The organism is Prauserella flavalba (assembly GCF_003202235.1).
Classification (GTDB): domain Bacteria; phylum Actinomycetota; class Actinomycetes; order Mycobacteriales; family Pseudonocardiaceae; genus Prauserella_A; species Prauserella_A flavalba.
In genome coordinates, this window is the sequence record NZ_MASU01000005.1 from 1618215 (window position 1) to 1636198 (window position 17984).

Annotated in this window: 20 protein-coding genes; 5 read left to right on the plus strand and 15 right to left on the minus strand. The window is 71.6% G+C overall.

The annotated features are described in order from the left end of the window. The first annotated feature begins 6 nt into the window (after positions 1–6). From BA062_RS15060 to BA062_RS15070, 3 genes are all read left to right on the plus strand, one after another. A complete protein-coding gene (locus BA062_RS15060) occupies positions 7–1281 on the plus strand; it encodes an amidohydrolase (RefSeq protein ID WP_110336710.1) in 1275 nt (424 codons plus the stop codon). A gap of 63 nt (positions 1282–1344) precedes the next feature. Next, the gene (locus tag BA062_RS15065) at positions 1345–1677 is read left to right on the plus strand and encodes a YnfA family protein (protein ID WP_110336712.1); all 333 of its coding nucleotides are present in this window, start codon (positions 1345–1347) and stop codon (positions 1675–1677) included. 74 nt (positions 1678–1751) lie between these two features. After that, positions 1752–2774 carry an SDR family NAD(P)-dependent oxidoreductase gene (locus BA062_RS15070; RefSeq protein WP_245959826.1) on the plus strand — a complete coding sequence of 341 codons (1023 nt, stop codon included), beginning with the start codon at positions 1752–1754 and terminating at the stop codon, positions 2772–2774. A gap of 6 nt (positions 2775–2780) precedes the next feature. Here the strand turns inward: BA062_RS15070 and BA062_RS15075 are convergent, their stop codons facing one another. The 12 genes from BA062_RS15075 to BA062_RS15125 all read right to left on the minus strand — a co-directional run bounded on the left by BA062_RS15075 (position 2781) and on the right by BA062_RS15125 (position 13542). Then, the gene (locus BA062_RS15075) at positions 2781–3332 is read right to left on the minus strand and encodes a TetR/AcrR family transcriptional regulator (RefSeq protein WP_110337387.1); all 552 of its coding nucleotides are present in this window, start codon (positions 3330–3332) and stop codon (positions 2781–2783) included. A gap of 133 nt (positions 3333–3465) precedes the next feature. Further along, positions 3466–3633 (minus strand): hypothetical protein, encoded by a 168-nt coding sequence (locus BA062_RS39840; protein WP_168213963.1) that lies wholly within the window; start codon positions 3631–3633, stop codon positions 3466–3468. A gap of 26 nt (positions 3634–3659) precedes the next feature. Further along, positions 3660–4436 (minus strand): sulfite exporter TauE/SafE family protein, encoded by a 777-nt coding sequence (locus BA062_RS15080; protein WP_425452917.1) that lies wholly within the window; start codon positions 4434–4436, stop codon positions 3660–3662. Between the two features lie 61 nt (positions 4437–4497). Next, positions 4498–5910: an MBL fold metallo-hydrolase gene (locus tag BA062_RS15085; RefSeq protein WP_110336718.1), complete on the minus strand. Its 1413-nt coding sequence runs from the start codon at positions 5908–5910 to the stop codon at positions 4498–4500. A 37-nt stretch (positions 5911–5947) separates the two neighbouring features. Next, the gene (locus BA062_RS15090) at positions 5948–6217 is read right to left on the minus strand and encodes a metal-sensitive transcriptional regulator (RefSeq protein ID WP_110336720.1); all 270 of its coding nucleotides are present in this window, start codon (positions 6215–6217) and stop codon (positions 5948–5950) included. Between the two features lie 325 nt (positions 6218–6542). Then, the gene (locus BA062_RS15095; protein ID WP_110336722.1) at positions 6543–7445 is read right to left on the minus strand and encodes a carbohydrate ABC transporter permease; all 903 of its coding nucleotides are present in this window, start codon (positions 7443–7445) and stop codon (positions 6543–6545) included. An 8-nt stretch (positions 7446–7453) separates the two neighbouring features. Further along, the gene (locus BA062_RS15100) at positions 7454–8404 is read right to left on the minus strand and encodes a carbohydrate ABC transporter permease (RefSeq protein WP_110336724.1); all 951 of its coding nucleotides are present in this window, start codon (positions 8402–8404) and stop codon (positions 7454–7456) included. 6 nt (positions 8405–8410) lie between these two features. Then, positions 8411–9259: a metallophosphoesterase gene (locus tag BA062_RS15105; RefSeq protein ID WP_110336726.1), complete on the minus strand. Its 849-nt coding sequence runs from the start codon at positions 9257–9259 to the stop codon at positions 8411–8413. After that, positions 9259–10014, minus strand: coding sequence for a tyrosine-protein phosphatase (locus tag BA062_RS15110; protein WP_110336728.1), 756 nt, complete (start codon positions 10012–10014; stop codon positions 9259–9261). Before BA062_RS15110 ends, BA062_RS15105 begins: the two co-directional genes overlap by 1 nt. After that, positions 10011–11378, minus strand: a complete 1368-nt coding sequence (locus tag BA062_RS15115) for an ABC transporter substrate-binding protein (RefSeq protein WP_110336730.1) — start codon at positions 11376–11378, stop codon at positions 10011–10013. Before BA062_RS15115 ends, BA062_RS15110 begins: the two co-directional genes overlap by 4 nt. Positions 11379–11405: 27 nt before the next feature. After that, positions 11406–12518 (minus strand): ABC transporter ATP-binding protein, encoded by a 1113-nt coding sequence (locus tag BA062_RS15120; protein WP_110336732.1) that lies wholly within the window; start codon positions 12516–12518, stop codon positions 11406–11408. 151 nt (positions 12519–12669) lie between these two features. Further along, positions 12670–13542 (minus strand): MurR/RpiR family transcriptional regulator, encoded by an 873-nt coding sequence (locus BA062_RS15125; RefSeq protein WP_110336734.1) that lies wholly within the window; start codon positions 13540–13542, stop codon positions 12670–12672. 182 nt (positions 13543–13724) lie between these two features. Here BA062_RS15125 and BA062_RS39845 point away from each other — a divergent pair, with 182 nt between their 5' ends. After that, complete coding sequence (locus BA062_RS39845) at positions 13725–13868, plus strand: hypothetical protein (protein ID WP_168213965.1); 144 nt, start codon at positions 13725–13727, stop codon at positions 13866–13868. 103 nt (positions 13869–13971) lie between these two features. Here BA062_RS39845 and BA062_RS15130 read toward each other — a convergent pair whose 3' ends face one another. From BA062_RS15130 to BA062_RS15140, 3 genes are read right to left on the minus strand one after another with little or no spacing between them, the layout of a single operon-like run. Beyond that, complete coding sequence (locus BA062_RS15130; RefSeq protein ID WP_110336736.1) at positions 13972–14226, minus strand: hypothetical protein; 255 nt, start codon at positions 14224–14226, stop codon at positions 13972–13974. A gap of 27 nt (positions 14227–14253) precedes the next feature. After that, positions 14254–15597 carry a TRAP transporter large permease subunit gene (locus tag BA062_RS15135; protein ID WP_110336738.1) on the minus strand — a complete coding sequence of 448 codons (1344 nt, stop codon included), beginning with the start codon at positions 15595–15597 and terminating at the stop codon, positions 14254–14256. A gap of 49 nt (positions 15598–15646) precedes the next feature. Further along, on the minus strand, positions 15647–17002 hold the full coding sequence (locus BA062_RS15140; RefSeq protein ID WP_110336740.1) for an RraA family protein: 1356 nt from the start codon (positions 17000–17002) through the stop codon (positions 15647–15649). 128 nt (positions 17003–17130) lie between these two features. Between BA062_RS15140 and BA062_RS15145 the strand changes: the two genes are divergently transcribed. Next, a complete protein-coding gene (locus tag BA062_RS15145; protein WP_110336742.1) occupies positions 17131–17901 on the plus strand; it encodes an IclR family transcriptional regulator in 771 nt (256 codons plus the stop codon). Positions 17902–17984: the final 83 nt, after the last annotated feature.

Sequence of the window (17984 nt, forward strand, 5' to 3'; positions counted from 1 at the left end):
ACATCGATGTCCCCTGCCGCCGACCTGTTCACCGGTCTCGCGGAGCGAATGCCCGAGCTGACCGCCGTCTACGAGGACCTGCACGAGCACCCTGAGCTGTCGTTCCAGGAGGAGCGCACGGCCGCGCTCGTGGCGCGGCGGCTCGCCGCGGCCGGGTTCGACGTCACCACCGGGGTCGGCGGCACCGGCGTGGTGGGTGTGCTGCGCAACGGCGACGGCGCGTCCGTGCTGTTGCGCGCCGACATGGACGCGCTGCCGGTGCGGGAGATCGAGCGCGTGCCCTATCGCAGCGACGCCACGGCGGTGAACCCCGACGGCGACACCGTGCCCGTGATGCACGCGTGCGGGCACGACACCCACGTCACCGCCCTGCTCGGCGCGGCCGCACAGCTCGCCGCGCGGCGGGAACACTGGTCCGGCACGGTGCTCGCGGTGTTCCAGCCCGCCGAGGAGATCGGCGCCGGGGCCCGCGCGATGCTCGACGACGGCTTCCTCGACCGGTTCCCGCGCTACGACGTGGCGCTGGGCCAGCACATCACGTCGGCGCCCAGCGAGCACCTCTACGCGCTGCCCGGCGTGTTCATGGCCGCCGCCGACAGCCTGCGCGTGACCGTGTTCGGCCGGGGCGGGCACGGCTCGATGCCGCAGGCGACGGTGGACCCGATCGTCATCGCCGCGTCGATCGTGCTGCGGCTGCAGACGATCGTGTCCCGCGAGATCGCCGCCACCGACGTCGCCGTGGTGACGGTGGGCGCGATCAAGGCGGGCGCCAAGGAGAACGTGATCCCGGCTGAGGCGGAGCTGAAACTCAACATCCGCACGTTCGACCCCGCGGTGCGCGAGCGCGTCCTCGCCGCCGTCGAGCGGATCGTCAAGGCGGAGGCGGCCGCCGCGGGCGCGCCGAAGGAGCCGGAGATCGCGCCCATCAACGACTTCCCGCTGCTGGTGAACGACGAGGAGGCCACCGGGAAGGTGATCGCCGCGTTCACCGAGACCTTCGGCGCCGACCATGTCCACGACACGCTGCGCAAGCCGGGCAGCGAGGACTTCGGCTGCTTCGGCACCGCGGCCGGGGTGCCGTCGGTGTTCTGGAACTTCGGCGGCTTCGACCCCGCGCTCTACCCGGACGGCCCCGCCCGGCCGCAGCCCGCCGTCGCGGCGGGAACGGCACCGGGCAACCACTCCCCCGAGTTCGTGCCGACCGGTGTGGAGCCGACGCTGCGGCGGGCGACGGAGGCTCTGCTGACGGCGGCCGCGGTCTGGCTGGGCCGCACCGGCTGAGGCGGGCCGACCGGCTACCGTCGGTGCCCGATGTCGTCGTGCCGCTGGTTCGAAAGGTCTCCCGTGCTCGTCCTGCGCTCGATCGCCCTGTTCGTGCTGGCCGCCTTCGCCGAGATCGGGGGCGCCTGGCTGGTGTGGCAAGGCGTCCGGGAACACCGTGGCTGGATCTGGATCGGCGCGGGGATGATCGCGCTGGGCCTGTACGGGTTCGTCGCCACGTTGCAGCCCGACGCCAACTTCGGGCGCATCCTCGCGGCGTACGGCGGGGTGTTCGTCGCCGGGTCGCTGGCATGGGGCATGGTCGCCGACGGCTACCGGCCCGACCGCTTCGACATCGCCGGCGCGCTGATCTGCCTGGCCGGGGTCGCGGTGATCATGTACGCCCCGCGTGGGTGACCCGCCGCCGCACGGAACCCTTCCGGGAGAGGTGTAAACTAAGTTTACTTCGTACGCGCGAGGAAGGCACCACCGTGGCGGACACACCGAAGCCGATCACAGCGGCCAGCGCCGTCGGCGACTGGCTGAAACACCCCGAGGGCGCCGCGGCGCTGCGCGAGTTCCTCGCCGCCGGCGGCTTCGACGAGACCGTGCTGGCGCCCGTGAGCAGCCTGCCGTTGCAGCAGCTGGTGACGATGAGCCAGGGACGGCTGCCGCAGAGCGTCGTCGACGACCTCGTGGCCACGGTCAACGGTGGCGTCATGCCCACGGAGGACGCCGCGCCCGCCACCGGCTGGCGCGAGCGCGTGGTCGAGGGCCGGTTCGAGGGCAGGACGATCGTGGTCACCGGCGCCGCCTCCGGCATCGGACGGGCCACCGCGTCGCGCATCGTCCGCGAGGGCGGCCGCGTGATCGCCGCCGACCTGGCCGAGGAGCGGCTCACGGCGCTCGCCGCCGAGCTGGGAGAGGAGTCCGTCGTGTCCGTGGCGGCCGACATCGTGCGCGGAGAGGACGTCGACCGCATCGTCGCCGCGGCGGGCCCGCGCATCGACGGGCTGGCCAACATCGCCGGCATCGTCGACGACTTCTCGCCGCTGCACGAGGTCAGCGACGAACTGTGGCGGCGCGTGTTCGCGGTCAACGTCGACGGCATGTTCCGGCTCACCCGTGCGGTGCTGCCGTCGATGCTGGAGGCGGGCAGCGGCTCGATCGTCAACGTCGCCTCGGAGGCCGCGCTGCGGGGCAACGCCGCGGGCGCCGCCTACACCGCGTCCAAGCACGCCGTCGTGGGCATCACCCGCAACGCGGCGTTCATGTACGGCCCGCACGGCATCCGCGTCAACGCCGTCGCACCCGGCGGCGTCGCGACCGGGATGGGCGCGGACGGCCGGACCTCGGAGTTCGGCAGGGGCCGCACCGGCGACTTCCTGCGGCTGATCCCCCCGGTCGCCACCGCGGAGCACCTCGCGGCGTCGATCACGTTCCTGCTCAGCGACGACGGCGTCAACATCTCCGGTGCCGTGCTGCCGTCCGACGGCGGCTGGTCGGTGCAGTGAGCCCGCTCAGCCGCGCGGCGTGAGCACCTCCTGCAGCAGCGCGCCGTAGCGGGCGACCAGCTCGCTACGGCCGGCCCCGAGGCCGGGATCCTCGACGACCCACAGCGCGTAGAGCAGCCCGCCGACCACCGCCGCCGCGAGCCGGGCCCTGAGGTCGGCGTCCGGGCCGGACAGCCGGGCCCGCACCGGCGCGACGAACGCGGTCTCGTGCACCTCCCGCAGCCTGGCCGCGATGTTCGGCTCGTTGCTGCCGCGCACGAGCGCGAGGTACACGCCGCGGATGTCGTCCTCCGTGGACAGCAGCACCTCGATGAACCGCTCGCCGAACGACTCCAGCGGCACGTCCAGCAGCGGTTCGTCGTCCAGGTTCAGGTGCATCGTGTCCAGGAAGAGCAGTTCCTTGGTGCCGAAGTGGCGGATGACCAGTGCGGGGTTGATCTCCGCCCGCGCGGCGATGTCGCGCACCGAGGTCCGGGCGAACCCGCGCTCGCGGAACAGCCGCGCCGCGGCCAGGCGGATCTCCTCCCGCGTCGTTCTCCCGGACTCCCGCCTGACCATGACGTCATCGTAAGGCGCGGTGATCACGCCGCGGACCGGGACCGGCGCGTGGCACGCTCCCCTCACCAGCGAGGTTCCGCGGCGGGCCGGCCGGTCCACAACGGACACTCCAGCGGCCTGGGCACCCTCCTGCTCACCGGCGGGTGAACAACCTGCGGACGAGCCCGCCCGCGCCCGCCGTCTCCGGCGGGCAGTCGCACCGCGCGGACCTCGGCACTCCGGCCAGCACCTGCTCGACGTGCCTGCCACAGCCGGCGTAGGTCGGTTTGCCACACTCACGGCAGTCGACGCGACGACACATGATTCTCGTTTCCTTCCGGTTCCGGCTCAGCCCAGGGCGGCCGGGTCGACGATGGCGGCCACGGCGACGAAGGCCGCGACGACGAGGACGACGGAGGCGAACCAGCGGCGCACCGTCGCCGGTTCCAGCCGGGTCGAGACCCGGGCGGCGACGATGGAGACGGCCAGGGACGCGCCCGCGAACACCAGCAGCACCCGGTAGTCGATGCCGCCCGCCGAGCCGGCATGGGCGACGAGCCCCGCCACCGAGTTGATCAGCACCACCACCAGCGAGGTGGCCACCGCCTCCTGCGCGCCCAGCCCCAGCAGCAGGGTGAGGGCGGGAACGATCACGAAGCCGCCACCGACCCCGAACAAGCCGGTGAGCACGCCGACCAGCGCGCCGGCGAGCAGTGACCGGGGCAGGCAGCTACGCCAGTCGACACCGCCCTCGCGGGTGCGGCAGGCGCCCGCCCGTTCCTCCCCGCCGCGCAACATGCGCAGCCCGACGACGACCATGAGCGCGGCGAAGGCCAGCAGCAGCCACCGCTGCGGCAGCAGCCGGCCCAGTGCGGCTCCGCCGAACGCGGCTGCGGTTCCGGCGGCGCCGAAGACCAGCGCGACCGGCCACCACACCGCGCGCCGCCGGGCCCGGGGAAGCACACCCCCCAGCGACGACAGCGCGACCACCGCCAGCGATGTCGGAATGGCCGTCCGCAGGTCCTCCCCTGCGCCGAAGACCAGTGCGGGAACGGCGAGGATCGAGCCACCCGCGCCGAGCAGGCCCACAGCGAGACCGGTCATGGCGCCGAACACGGCCGTCACGAACACCCGGGCCACCCACCCGCGAGCGCGGCCGGGGTCCCCGATCGCATCGCGACTCCCGTCAGGCTCCCTCGACGAGGGGCACGCCGGCCTCGCGCGCGGCGGCGAACTCGTCGTCGATGAGCACCACGGTGCGGCCCGCGGCCTCCAGCAGCGACGCCGCCGCGGTGGCACGGTAGCCGCTGCCGCAGTGCACCCACACCGCGCCGGATGGAATCTCGGCGGCCCGGTCCCTGACCTCGTAAAGCGGCACGTGCACCGCGCCCTTGACATGCGAGCCGGCGAACTCGTTGCGCGCGCGCACGTCGAGCACCACCTCCGGCTCCGGCAGCCCGCCGGGGTTGCCGCCGAGCGCCGCGGCCAGGCCGGCGAACGTGGCCACGGGGATGCCGCGCAGCTGGCCCGGATCGGCGGCCAGTTCCTCCGGACCGCCCACGGCCGCCGCGGCGAACTCGTCGATACCGATCCGCGCGAGCTCGCGCTGTGCCTCGGCGACCTGCTCGCGGGACTCGCCCAGCAGCGTGATCGGCGCGCCCCAGTCGACCAGCCAGCCGAGCCAGGTGGCCATCGGCCCGTCCAGCCCCAGGCTCACCGTGCCTGCCAGGTGGGAGACCACGTACGCCTTGCGGGAGCGCAGGTCGACGACCCACTCCCCGCGCTCCAGGCGGCCCCGGAGTTCCTGCGGCTCGGCCCGTGCGGGCACGCGCAGGTCGAGCGGCCGAGGCCCCGCGGTGTTCCGGACACCCATGTGCGCGTAGTAGGCGGGGTAGGCGTCGAGCCCGGCCAGCGTCCGCTCGACGAAGTCGCGCTCGGCCAACGTCAGCGCGGGGTTGGTCCGCTTCTGGTCGCCCACCGTGGCCGCGTCGCCCGACGGCGGTGTCGCGGAGCAGAAGCTGCCGAAGCCGTGGGTCGGCCAGATCCGCGCACCGTCGGGCAGGATGTCCGCGAGCTTCCGCACGGAGGCGTGCTGGTGCCGGGCGAGTTCCTCACTGTGCTGCTCGCCGAGCAGGTCGGTGCGCCCGGTCGTGCCGAACAGCAGCGACCCGCCGGTGAACACGCCCACCGGCTCCCGGCCGGCCTCCAGCACATAGGAGAGGTGGTGAAAGGTGTGCCCGGGGGTGGCCACGGCCCGCACCCGCAGGCGTGGCGACACCTCCACCACGTCGCCGTCGGACAACGGGCGCCGGTCGAACGCCACCTCGTCCGCGGCGGCCAGCGCGTACTCGGCTCCGGTCAGCCTGGCCAGCTCGAGGCCACCGGAGACGTAGTCGTTGTGCACGTGCGTCTCCAGCACCAGCACGATGCGAACGCCGAGCCGCCCCGCGGCCGCGATCACCCGGTCCACGTCCCGCTGCGGGTCCACGACCACGGCCACCTCACCGTCGGTGGCCAGATAGCTGCGGTCGCCCAGCGAGGACGTCTCGATGACCTCGACCGTGACGTCGCCCGCCTGCCCGTTCACCTCGGTCTTCACTGCTCTTCCTCCATTACCCCCAGGGGTATGATCACCGTCAGGCCAGCGCGAGGAACAACCGCTCCAGCTCCTGCTCGGTCAGCCGCGGCTCGTCGCCGTCCTCACGGGCCTGCTGGCAGTAGCGCATGCCGCTGGCGACGATCTTGAACCCGGCACGGTCCAGCGCCCTGGACACAGCGGCAAGCTGAGTGAGCACCTCGGCGCAGTCGCGCCCCTCTTCGATCGCCTCGATGACGCCGCTGAGCTGCCCTCGCGCGCGGCGCAAGCGCACGAGCGCGTCACCCACCAACTCCGGCTTAATCTCCACGGCTCTCTCCCTTCGCCAACTCAACCGTAACACACCCCAGGGGGTATTTAGCTAGCGCGAGAGCGGGATGGACGCGCCGACGTCAGGTGCCGAGGACGCCCTGATCACGGGTACAGGCGGAGAACAGGCAGCCGCCGTTGCGGACGCCGGGCAACTCCGCGTATCGGCCCCCAAGGCCACCTTTGTTGCGTTGAACGCAACAAAGGTGGCCTTGGGGGCCACGATGGCCTGAAGGGCGACGCGGGACGCACCTGGAAGACCCCGCGGACACAGCCCGGTGGCCGCCACGGTCAGGCCGATGCCCGCCTCGGGGCGGCCTGACCGCTCAGCGCAGCCCGGAGCGCACGAAGGCGTCCATCACCTGCCGCTGCAACACCAGGTACAGCACGAAGATCGGCAGGCACGCGATACCGGAAGCGGCCATCACCGCGCCCCAGTTGTCACCCTCCGCGGAGAGGAAGCCGCGAATGCCGATCTGCAGGACCGAGTCGGTGCGCTGCAACACCAGCGCGGGCCAGAAGTAGTCGTTCCACGCGGAGATGAACAACAGGATCGACAGGGACGCCAGCGCGGGCCGCAGGTTCGGCACCAACACCGTCCACAGTGTCCCCCACGACGTTCGCCCGTCCATGCGCGCGGCGTCGAGCAGCTCACGCGGGAACGCCTGGATGTGCTGGCGCAGCAGCATCACCGCCATCGTGGAACACACCGTCGGCACCACGACCCCGGCGAGCGCGTTGAGCAGTCCGAGCTCGTTGAGGAACGCGTAGTTGGGGATCATGGTGACCTGGAACGGAACCAGCCAGGCTCCGACCACCGCCAGGTACAGCAGGCCGCGGCCACGGAACTGCCACGCCGCGAACGCGTACGCCGCCAGCAACGCCACCAGCAGCTGCGCGATGCTCGTGCACACCGCCACCACGAAGGTGTTCACCAGCAGTTTCCCGATCGGGAGTACCTGCCAGACGTACTCGTAGCTGGCGAAGGACAGCGGCCACGGCAGCGGGGAGGTGTCGAGGACGTCCTCGGGTGCGCGCACGGACGTCGCGTACATCCAGTAGATCGGGAAGATCGCGAACAGGGCCAGCACGGCCAGCACGACATGGCCGGCCACGGACCGTCGGCGAGTGTTCTCCCCGACGGGCTTCTGTCCCGGCTCGGCCGGTGGTGGCCCCTGCGTGGGTTCGTCGGCCACGGGCTCGGGCGCGGCCAGTACGGCGAGTGGCATGGGGTTCCTCAGTTGTCGTAGAAGCTCAGCTTGTTGGACAGCCAGACGAACAGCGCCGCGACGAGGCCGAAGCCGACGAAGAACACGGTGCCCGCGGCACCGGCGAACCCGGCGTCGAAGTTGCGGAAACCGTACTGCCACAACAGGTAGTAGACGTTCGTCGTGGCACCGTCCGGACCGCCCTGGGTGAGGATGTCGATCAGCGGGAAGGTGATCTGCACGGACAGCAAGGTCGTCGTGAGCACCAGGAACAGCACCGTCGGCGAGAGCAGCGGCAACGTGATCAGGCGCGTGATCTGCCACCGCGAGGCACCGTCGAGCGAGGCGGCGGCCGGATAGTCGTCGTTGATCCCGGCGAGTCCGGCGGAGATCACCAGCGTGGCGAAGCCGAGCAGGCTCCAGCCGGAGATCAGGATGATCGCCCCGATCGCCACGTCCGGGTCGCGCAGGAAGTTCAGCGGCTCGGCGCCCAGCGCCGTCAGTGCCTTGTTCACGGGGCCGCTCGACGGGTCGAGCAGCCACCGCCACACCGCCGCGGCCGCCACCGGGGTCACCAGCGTCGGCGCGAAGATCAGCGCCTGGTACAGCGTGCGGGAGCGGCCGGGCAGCCGCCGGGCCAGGAGCGCCACGGCGGCCGGGATGAGCACCGTGAACGGCAGCAGCGCGAGGATGTAGACCACCGTGTTCCACACGGCCTGGCCGAGTTCGGGCAGGCCGAGCACGCGGGTGTAGTTGTCCGTTCCCGCCGGGGTCATCGGCGAGGTGGGCAGCAGGTTCCAGTTGAAGAACGACAGCTGGAACGTCTGCCCCAGCGGACGGTAGGTCCACAGGTAGAGGAACAGCAGAGCGGGCGCCAGGTACGCGAGCGGGGGCAGCCAGCCGCGCAGGCGGGCCGTGACCGAGGGCCGGGCGGGCCTGCCCTCGGTCACGGCCTGGGCCTCGGGGATCTCGACCAGCACGGGTGGTCAGCCCTCGTGCGCGTAGGCCTCGGCCATCGCGCGCATCTGCTCGGCGTCCATCTCGTACACCACGTCGTCGGCGCCGATCGGCACGGAGGTCGCGATCGCGCTGCCGGCGAACACGTCGATGCGGGTGCAGTGGGCGCCGACCACGCCGCGGATCGACGTCGAGGGGATCAGCACGTCCTGGCTGTAGGCGTTGGCTCCGCTGATCCACACCGGGATGCCCGCGAGCACCCCGGCCGCCGGGTGGTGGGCGTGCCCGCTCACGACGAGCTTGACATCGGTGCCGCCGATGACCTCGCCGAGTGCGTCGGCGTTGCGCAGGCCGAGATCGGTCATGATGGTCAGCGCGGAGGGCAGCGGCGGGTGGTGCAGCGCGAGCACGGTGCCCGCCGGGGCCGGGGTGGCGAGCTCGTCCGCCAGCCACGCGAGCTGCTCCTCGGTCAGCTCGCCGTGGTGGTGTCCGGGCACGGTGCTGTCGAGCACGATGATCCGCAGGTCGCCGACCATACGGCTGTAGTCGTACGGCTCGACGCTCGGTTCCTCACCGAGCAGGCCCACGCGGAACGTGGCTCGCTCGTCGTGGTTGCCCATCATGTACAGCACGGGGATCCCGGCGCGCTCGGTGAACTCGTCCACCTGCGAGCGCAGGCGCCGGTAGGACGGGGCGTCGGCCTTGTCGGCGAGGTCTCCGGTGAGCACGACGGCCTGCACGTCGTCGCCGATCCGCTCGACGGCGGCGAACGCGGCGGCGAGGTTGGCCGTGGTGTCGACCTTGTCGTGCAGCAGCGTGCCTTCGGGGACGATGTGGGTGTCGCTGATCTGGACGACGGTGTGGGTGGGACGGGACATCATTCCTCCGGGTTCTCGACGAGGGCGGTGCGCAGCGCGGCGAGCTCGTCGCTCGTCGCGCCGTGGGCGAGCAGGAATTCGGCCACGCTGCCGTGTCGCTCGTTGACGCGCTCGAGCGTGCTCAGGATCAGCTCGGGCGGGCAGGCGATCGCGTGGTCGCGGACATGCTGTTGGGACAGGCCGAGCGCGGCGATCCGGCGCTCGATGTCGGCGAGGAACTCCGCGCCCAGGTACCGGGACGTGAGCGCGTAGTCCTCGGCGATCACCTCGGGTGCGACCCCGGCGACCGACAGCGCGAGCGCCACCACCACGCCCGTGCGGTCCTTTCCCGCGCTGCAGTGCACGATCGCGGGCAGGGCGCCGGGGCGCGCGAGCGCGCGCACCGCGGCGGTGAGCGCGTCGCCGAAGTCCTCGACCATGTGCTGGTAGATCCGCTCCAGCGGGACGTCGGCCGCGACGGCGAGCCGGTCGGCGAAGATCGGCAGCGAGCGCAGCTCGAGCGTCGCGCCGTCGAACGCGTCAGGCGCGGCCGCGCGTTCGCCGTCCTCGCGCAGATCGAGCACCGTGCGCACGCCCAGTTCGGCGACGGCGGCCAGCGCTGCCTGGTCGAGCCGGTGCAGCGCGTCGGCCCGGATGAGCGTGCCCCACCGGATCGTGCCGCCCGACGCCGTCGGGTAGCCGCCGACGTCGCGCACGTTGTACGTGCCGGCGAAGGAGAGGTGCCGTTGCGGGGTCAGGTTTCCCAGAGTGCTCATGAGGCCGGCATCAGCTCACTGGCGCGGTTGCGCGCCTCGGTGAGGGTGGACGTCGCGTCCTTGCCCTGGAACACCACGTTCTCGACGGCCTGCATCATCAGGTCCCGGATCTGTACGTAGTTGTCGCCGGGGAAGGACACCCACGGTTCGAGTCGCTCCAACTGCTCCAGGTTCGGCCGGATGAGCGGGTTCTGCTCGGCCCACGCCTTCAGCCCGTCCGGGTCGTCGACGAGTCCAGTGCGCAGTGGCAGGTAGCCGATCTCCGACGAGATCGCGGTGTAGGCCTCGGAGCTGGTCATGAACTTGATCAGTTCCCACGCGGCGCGCTGCTTGGCCTTGTCCTCGGAGAAGATGAACAGCGCCGAGCCCGAGTTCGTGGGCACCGGCTCCCGTTCGCCGAAGGACGGCATCGGCGCGGCGCGCAGGTCCCAGTTGCCCTCGGCCTGGGCCTGCAGAGTGCCCTGCAGCGCGCTGGTTTCCAGGAACATACCGAGCTGTCCCCTGCCCATCGCGTCCATCGCCTGCGACTGCGCGAGGTCCGGCATCGCACCGGAGGAGACCATCCGCTGGAACGTCGCGATGGCATCGACGGCGGGCGGCTCGGCGAAGGTCAGGGTCTTGCGGTCTCCGGAGATCACGGTGCCGCCGTTGGACCGCACGAGCGCCTGCATGCACCAGTCCACCGCGACCTTGGTGAGACAGTCGGCGTAGGCGCCGTCGGCTCCGGTGGCCTTCGTGATCGCGTGCGCGTACTCCTCGACCTGTGCCCACGTGGTCGGCGGCCGCTCCGGGTCGAGCCCCGCCTTGCGGAACAGGTCGGCGTTGTAGAACAGCACGGGCGTCGAGAAGACGTAGGGCATCCCGTAGACCTTGCCGTCCATCGCCGCCAGGTCGCGGGCGCGCTCGGCGATCGGGTGCTCGCCGCCGAAGGCCGCCTGCACCTCCTCCTTGCCCGCGACGTCCTCGACGGCCTTGGGCTTGAGCTTGTGCACGGCGTAGTCGAGCTCGCCGAAGGTCAGCTGAGCCACGTCGGGGGCCTTGCCGACCATCAGCTGACTCTGCACGCTCGCGGCGGTGTTGCTGCCCGCGGTGCCGCCGCCCTGGGGCGGTTGGCCGTGCACGGTGATGTTGGGGTGCAGCTCCTCGAACCGCTCCAGCAGACCGTTGATCGTCTTGGTCCAGGTGGCGTTGGCGAGGTTGTAGCTTTCGAAGGTGATCTCGACCTGCTGGCCGGGTTCGAGCTCGGGAACGGGACCGGACGAGGCCGACTCCGCGGTCGTGCTGCCAAGCCCACCGCAGGCGGTGGTCAGCAGCGTGGCGGCGGCGAGCAGTGCACCCGCGCCGTAGCGGCGTAGCGTTTTCACGGGTTCTCCTTGCGGAACTGGGGTTTCTCAGGCAGTGGCGAATGCGGGTTCGGGCTGCCAGACCAGCCGGCGGCCGGACCCGGCGTCGAAGAGGTGGACGCGTTCCTGGCGAGCGGTGAGCGCGACGGTCTCGCCCTCGACCACGCCGAGTGGGCGTGCGCCACGCACCGCGACGGTCGTGTCACCGACGGCGCAGAACGCGATCTCCTCGCTGCCGAGGTTCTCGATCGTGCAGACGGTGCCGCGCAGCAGCGGGCGGGCACCGGGCTCCTCGGTGAGCGGGGCGAAGGTGAGGTGCTCGGGCCTGATCCCGAGCGTGACGTCCTGCTCCGGCGTCTCACCGGTCCACAGTGGAACGTCAACCCCTGCGGCGGTGACGAGCACCCGGCCTTCGTCGGTCCGCACGTGCGCAGGCAGCAGGTTCATCGGTGGGGAGCCGAGGAATCCCGCGACGAACACCGACGCCGGTTCGTCGTAGACCTCCGCGGGTGTGCCGACCTGTTCGAGCCTGCCCGCGTTGAGCAGTGCGATCCTGGTGGCCATCGTCATGGCCTCGACCTGGTCGTGGGTGACGTAGACGAACGTCGAGCCGAGCCTGCGGTGCAATGCGGCCAGCTCGGCGCGAGTCGCCGTGCGCAGCTTGGCGTCCAGGTTGGACAGCGGCTCGTCCATCAGGAACGCCTTGGGATCGCGCACGAGTGCGCGACCGAGTGCGACGCGCTGCCGCTGGCCACCGGAGAGCTCCTTGGGGCGGCGGCGCAGCAGGGCACCGAGTTCCAGCTGTTCGGCCACTTCGGACACCCGGTCGGCGATCTCCGCCTTGGAGCGGCGGCGGACGCGCAGCGGGAACCCGATGTTGCTCGCCACCGTGAGGTGGGGGTAGAGAGCGTAGCTCTGGAAGACCATCGCGAGGTCGCGCCTGCGGGGCGGCACCTCGGTCACGTCCTCGTCGTCGACGAGGATGCGGCCCTCGCTTGGTGGCAGCAGCCCTGCGATCATCCGGAGCAGGGTGGTCTTGCCGCAGCCGCTGGGACCCAGCAGAGCGACGAAGTCCCCGTCCTCGATGTGCAGGCTCACGCGGTCGACGGCGGTCGTCGCGCCGAAGCGGCGGGTGAGCTGGTCGAGTTCAATCCGTCCCACGACTCCTCCTGTGAATCCACGTTCCAGAGATTTCTTCGCCTCTGGTACGCGCTTACACGAGGCAGTGTTGGCGAGGGACGTGAACGGAAGGTGGCCGGGGACCGAGCAACACCCGACGGTCCGGCCAGGACTCGATCAGCGCGGGTGAACCTCAGTCACCGCGCGTGTCCGGCGCCATGACGCGCCAGACCTCCTCCATCACCTCGGCGGCCCGGTCGCCACGGCGGAAACTCGTGGTCAGCTGCAGTGCCACGAGCAGTGCGAGCTGGGTCATCGGCCCGGCCATCACGTCGCGCTCGGCGACGGGCGGCGCGGTGCCGGTGACGAGTGTGAGATCGGCGACGGCGCTCAGCGGGGCCCGCGCGAAACCGGTCACGGCGATCACCGTGGCACCCGCTTTCCGCGCCGCCTCGGCCGCCCGCACCGTCAGCTCGTTGGAGCCGCTGGAACTCACGGCGACGCACACGTCCTCGCCGCCCAGCATCCGCGCCGAGACCCGTTGCAGGATCGAGTCCTGAGGGGCCTGCACGGCGCAACCCGCGGTGGTGAACCGCAGTGCCGCGGCCTGAGCGGGGAACGACGAACCCCCGTTGCCGACGAACAGCAGCATGCGGGCGCCCGCGAGCACGTCGGCCGCCGCCCGCAGCGCCCTCGGCTCCACGGTGCTCATTCCCTCCGCGATCACCGCACTCACCGTCGCGAAGACACCCGCCGCGACAGCCTCCGGCGGATCACCCGGACCGAAGTCCGGGTTCACCGGCTGGACCCCGGCGCCGACATCCTTCGCGAGCAGCAACCGCAACTGCTGAAACCCACGGAAGCCCAGGTGCTGGCACGCCCGGACCGTGGTCGCCGAGGACGTGCTCGCGGCCGCGGCCAGATCGGCGACCGACCAGTCGATCACCTCTGTCGGCCTGGCCAGCACGACCTCGGCGACACGCTGTTCGCTGGGAAGCAGCGACGGCAACGCGGCCCTGATCCGGGCGAGTGTGCTCCCGGTCTGCTGCTCGGGCAAGTCATCCACGGCCTATGCATACCATCCACGTCCTCGTCAGGTACCGCTCCCGGCACGGTCGGTCAGGCCGACGGTGAGTTCGGGCGCAGACGGCGCACCGATGGTCCCCCTGTTCGACGCACCGGCCGGTGAAGGTGACCGGGTCCTAACCGGACCGGTGGCTTGTCGCGTCTCCAGGCGTCGACGATGGCATGCGCCCAGTCGGTGACGCGCCCGGGGAGGCCGTCGGCGGGAACGTGCCGTCCACGGCGACGTCGGACGGCCTCGGGCGAACCTGCGCCGCGGTGGCGGCGGCCTGGCAGGCCCGTTCCGTGAACCGGGTGGCCGCGGCATGACCTCCGTCGAGGCAGGCGTGCAGCGTGGCCCAGGGCCGGGCCGTGGCGTCCTCCGGCAGGCGGCGGGCTCCGCATTCGGGCCAACGGGTCACGTGCACCTCCGTCAGGACTCGGTGCCCTGGCTGGTCTTCGGCATGAGGTAGCCGCTGATGAAGGCGACGAGGCCGAAGACCACGGCGGCGGTGATGCTGGGTGTCAGCAGGGCCTGGGATGCCCAGCTGACCCAGCCGGGCCGCATGAGGACGACACCGGCGAGCTGCGTGCCGACCAGGATTGTGGCGAGGGCCAGAAACACGAGCAGGGTCGTGACGAACGCTGCCCGGCAGACGGTCCTCGCCCGGTTCAGGGTGGTGGTCATGGCGGTTCCTTTCGCGTCGGGGCGGGGTCAGGAGAGGACGGGCAGCACGCCCCAGGCGATCAGGCAGCCGATGAGCATGATCGGGACCATGTAGTAGGCGATCAGGGGCAGGAAGGTCTTCTCCGGTTTGGCGCCGGTGAGCCCGGCCGCGACGAAGATCGAGCCCGAGGCCGGGGGCGAGGCGCCCTCGGTGGAGGCGAACACGAGGATCGCGGTGACGGCCAGTACCGGGTCGACGCCGACCGAGACCAGCGCGAACAGGGAGACCTGCCCCACGGCAGTGAGCGTGGCCGTGGAGGACAGCGGCCCGGCGACGACCGCGACGAGAACTCCTACCAGCAGCGCCATCACGTACTTGTTCAGCTGGAAGTCGGCCAGGATGGCATCGATGTCGCCGGCGAGCCCGAGCTCGCTGAGGATGCCGCTGGCGGCGACGGCGAAGAACAGCAGGGCGCCGATGCTCGTGAAGCGGGGCATCGCCTCCGCGAGCCATCCGGCCCAGGCCCGGGTACCGCGTGGGAGCTCGCGGCGGCCCACGAGCAGGGCGAGCGCGGTGACCAGTACCGGGATCCAGGTCAGGATCGAGATGTCCTCAATGGACTCCCCCAGCGGGCTCGAGGTGGTCAGGAAGTCCGCGAGCGGACCGACCGTGAGCGCGATGGGGACGAGGGCTCCAAGCACGATGATCAGGGCGGTTCCGCCCTCGCGCAGCACGCGCCGCAGCGGCTGGAGTTCCTCGTCGGGCGCGCGCTGGATGCGGTCCCGCCTGACGAAGTAGGCGACGAGCAACACGCGCCAGACGACCTGGTAGATACCGGCGCACAGCAGGGCGAGGTAGATCTGGCCGGTGGTGACCATCGAGCCGGCGAAGCCGATCATGATGACCATGGAGGCGCTCGGCGGTAGCGCGGCGCCGAGACCACCGTTGCCGGCCAGGACGGTGGCGCTGCGTTCCGGGCTCCAGCCGGTCCGCACCATCCAGGGCCCGGTGAAGGCCCCGGTCGCGGCCGTGTTGCCGGAGTTGGATCCGGACAGCGCGCCCATGACGGCGGAGCCCGCGGTGTCGACGAGCGCCGGACCTCCCCTGACCCTGCCGACGAGGGAGTTCAGGATCGCCAGCAGCTTGTGGATGAGGCCGGTGCGGTCGACGACGTAGGCCATGAACACGAACGCCAGCGCCGCGTAGAGCACCTCCTCGTCGAGTGCGCCGCGCAGGCCGCCGAGCAGCGCCTCCGGCGCGTCTGCTCCGGCGAACGCCGCGGTGGTGAGGAGGCCGAGCAGCATGGCCTCGCCCATGTTCCGTTTGAAGACGACGTTCCAGACGATGATCACGGCGATGAACGCGCCGAGCGCGATGAGTGCGGCGGGCATGGGGATTCCCCTCTGCGGCGGTGAAGCGGGGTGGACGGGGGCGGGGTGGTCAGCCGGCGCGTTCGCTGAGGATGCGCTCGTACCGGGCGGCTTCGTCGGCGAGGACGGCGCGGGCGTCGGCGAGGGTGCGTTCGGCGTCGGCCAGTGGCACGACGATGACGCCGTCGGAGTCGGCGACCACGATGTCGCCGCGATGCACGACGACGCCGCCGACGGAGACGTCGGTGCCGATCCGGTAGGGACCCGCCTTGTAGGGACCGGCGGGCGATGCGCCCACCGCCCACACCGGGAAGCCCGCCTCGCGCAGGGCGCCCACGTCGCGCACGGCACCGTCGATGATCATGCCGCGCACTCCGCGGTTGAGTGCGCGGTGTGCGATCAGCTCGCCGATCAGCGCCCGCGAGGGGTCACCGCCGCCGTCGACCACCAGGACGTCGCCGGGTCCGGCCACCGTCAGTGCCTGGTGGATGCCCTTGTTGTCGCCGGGGCGGCACAGCACGGTCAGGGCGCGGCCCGCGAGGCGCGCGTCCGGCCACATGGTGCGTACCCGAGGATCGACCACGCCGAGCCGGTCGCGGGCGTCGCCGATGGCCGCGGTGGGCACCTCGGCGTAGGCGGCCAGCAGCCGCTCCAGGTCGCGTGCGGGCTCGGCACTGAGCGCCCGGTGCCGGTTCGCGACCCCGGTGGTGACCAGGGGTGAGACACCGAGGGAGGCAAGCAGCTCGGCCGCGGCCTCCGACTCGTGGGCGCGCCGCAGGGCGTGCTTGCGCGTGCCCCGGTCGAGCCGGTCGAGAGCCTGGTCGCCGCCGATGAGCGCGCCCGAGATCTGCGCGCGGACCCACTCGACCTCGCCTGCGGCGGCACCGGCGTCCATGGCTTCCGTGATCACCGCGCCGAGTCCCTTCATGAAGACGGTCCGCAGGATCTTGCGGCGCGAGGCGTCTCCGGGCAACCCGCCGATCGCCTCCACGGGAGCGCCGAGAGCGCGGAACGCGGACGCCACCGGCTGCGCGGCCGGGCCGGACACGATCAGCGCGGTCCGTGGTCCGAACTGGGGCACCGAGCCGATCACGGCGACGTCGGCGAAGCGCTCCGCGGCGTCCCCGAGGGCCTCCGCGACGTCCTGTTTCCGTTGCGGTGACGCGGCGTTGAGATCCGCGTACGCGGTCGCGGAGCCGAGGTGCGGTGCCACCTCGGCGGCCACCTCCACCGCGTGCGCCGCGGTGACCAGGCTGAGCACCAGATCCGCCTCACGCACGGCCTCCACAGCACCGTCGGCCCTGGTGACGCCGTAGGGCGTCGGGGCGTCCGCCGGGTCGAAGCCCGTGACGGTGGCACCGGTCGCGGCGAAACCCGCCGCGTAGATCGTCCCGGCTTCCCCCAGGCCCAGCACTGCGATCCTCATCGACCATCCTTTATCACTCTATGATAGCTCAAATCACTTGCTGAGAGTGTTAATCATCCTGCGAGCACAGGTCAAGAGAACGAGCCAAAGATGAGCGAAGTTCTCATACGGTGATAGAGTTCGGCCTCATGGCCACCGCCAACACCAACAGTCCGATGCGCTCGGTTCACCGCGCGTTCGAAGTGCTCAAGGTTCTCGAGCTGGCCCAGCAACCGCTCCGGCTGACCGACCTGGCCCAGCGCACCGGACTCCACGTCGCCACCACCCAGCGACTGGTCAACGTCCTCACCGAGCACGGCTACGCCAGCCGCCACGCCAACGGCTACACCGCGGGGCCCGCGGCGCTGTCCACGGCCCACGCCTTCGCCACCACGAGCCCGCTCCGCCTCGTCGCCCGGCCCGTGCTCGAGGAGATCGCCACCGCCAGCGGGCTCACCGCCTCGCTCTACGTCCGCGTCCAGGACAACCGTGTCCTCATCGACCGGGTCGAGGGAGGTCAGCGCCCCCACTACTCGCTGCCCATCGGGGAGCGGCTGCCGCTCTACCCCGGAGCCGCGGGCAAGGTGTTCCTCGCGTGCGACCCCGGCCACGACCTCGACGCCACCGCGCGGCGACTGCAACCGGTCACCCTCGCCAACGGCACCGTCCTCGACGCCACGGCGATCCGCACCGACCTCGAGGACGCCCGCGAGCACGGCTTCGCGGTCTCGGCCGACGAACGCCAGTTCGGCACCACCGCCATCGCCGCGCCCATCACCGACGCCGCGGGCCGCACCCTGGGCTCGCTCGGCCTCAGCGGCGCCACCCATTCCCTCCGCGACGTCCAGAGCACCGCGTTGCCCGCCGACGTCCGCCGCGCGGCCCACACCATCGGCGCCCGCGTCCCGGCCGCCGGCTGAACCCCGAAGCGCACACGTGAAGCCAGTCTGCAGTGAAGGCCACCTTGCCTGCGTTGAACGCAGGCAAGGTGGCCTTCACTGCA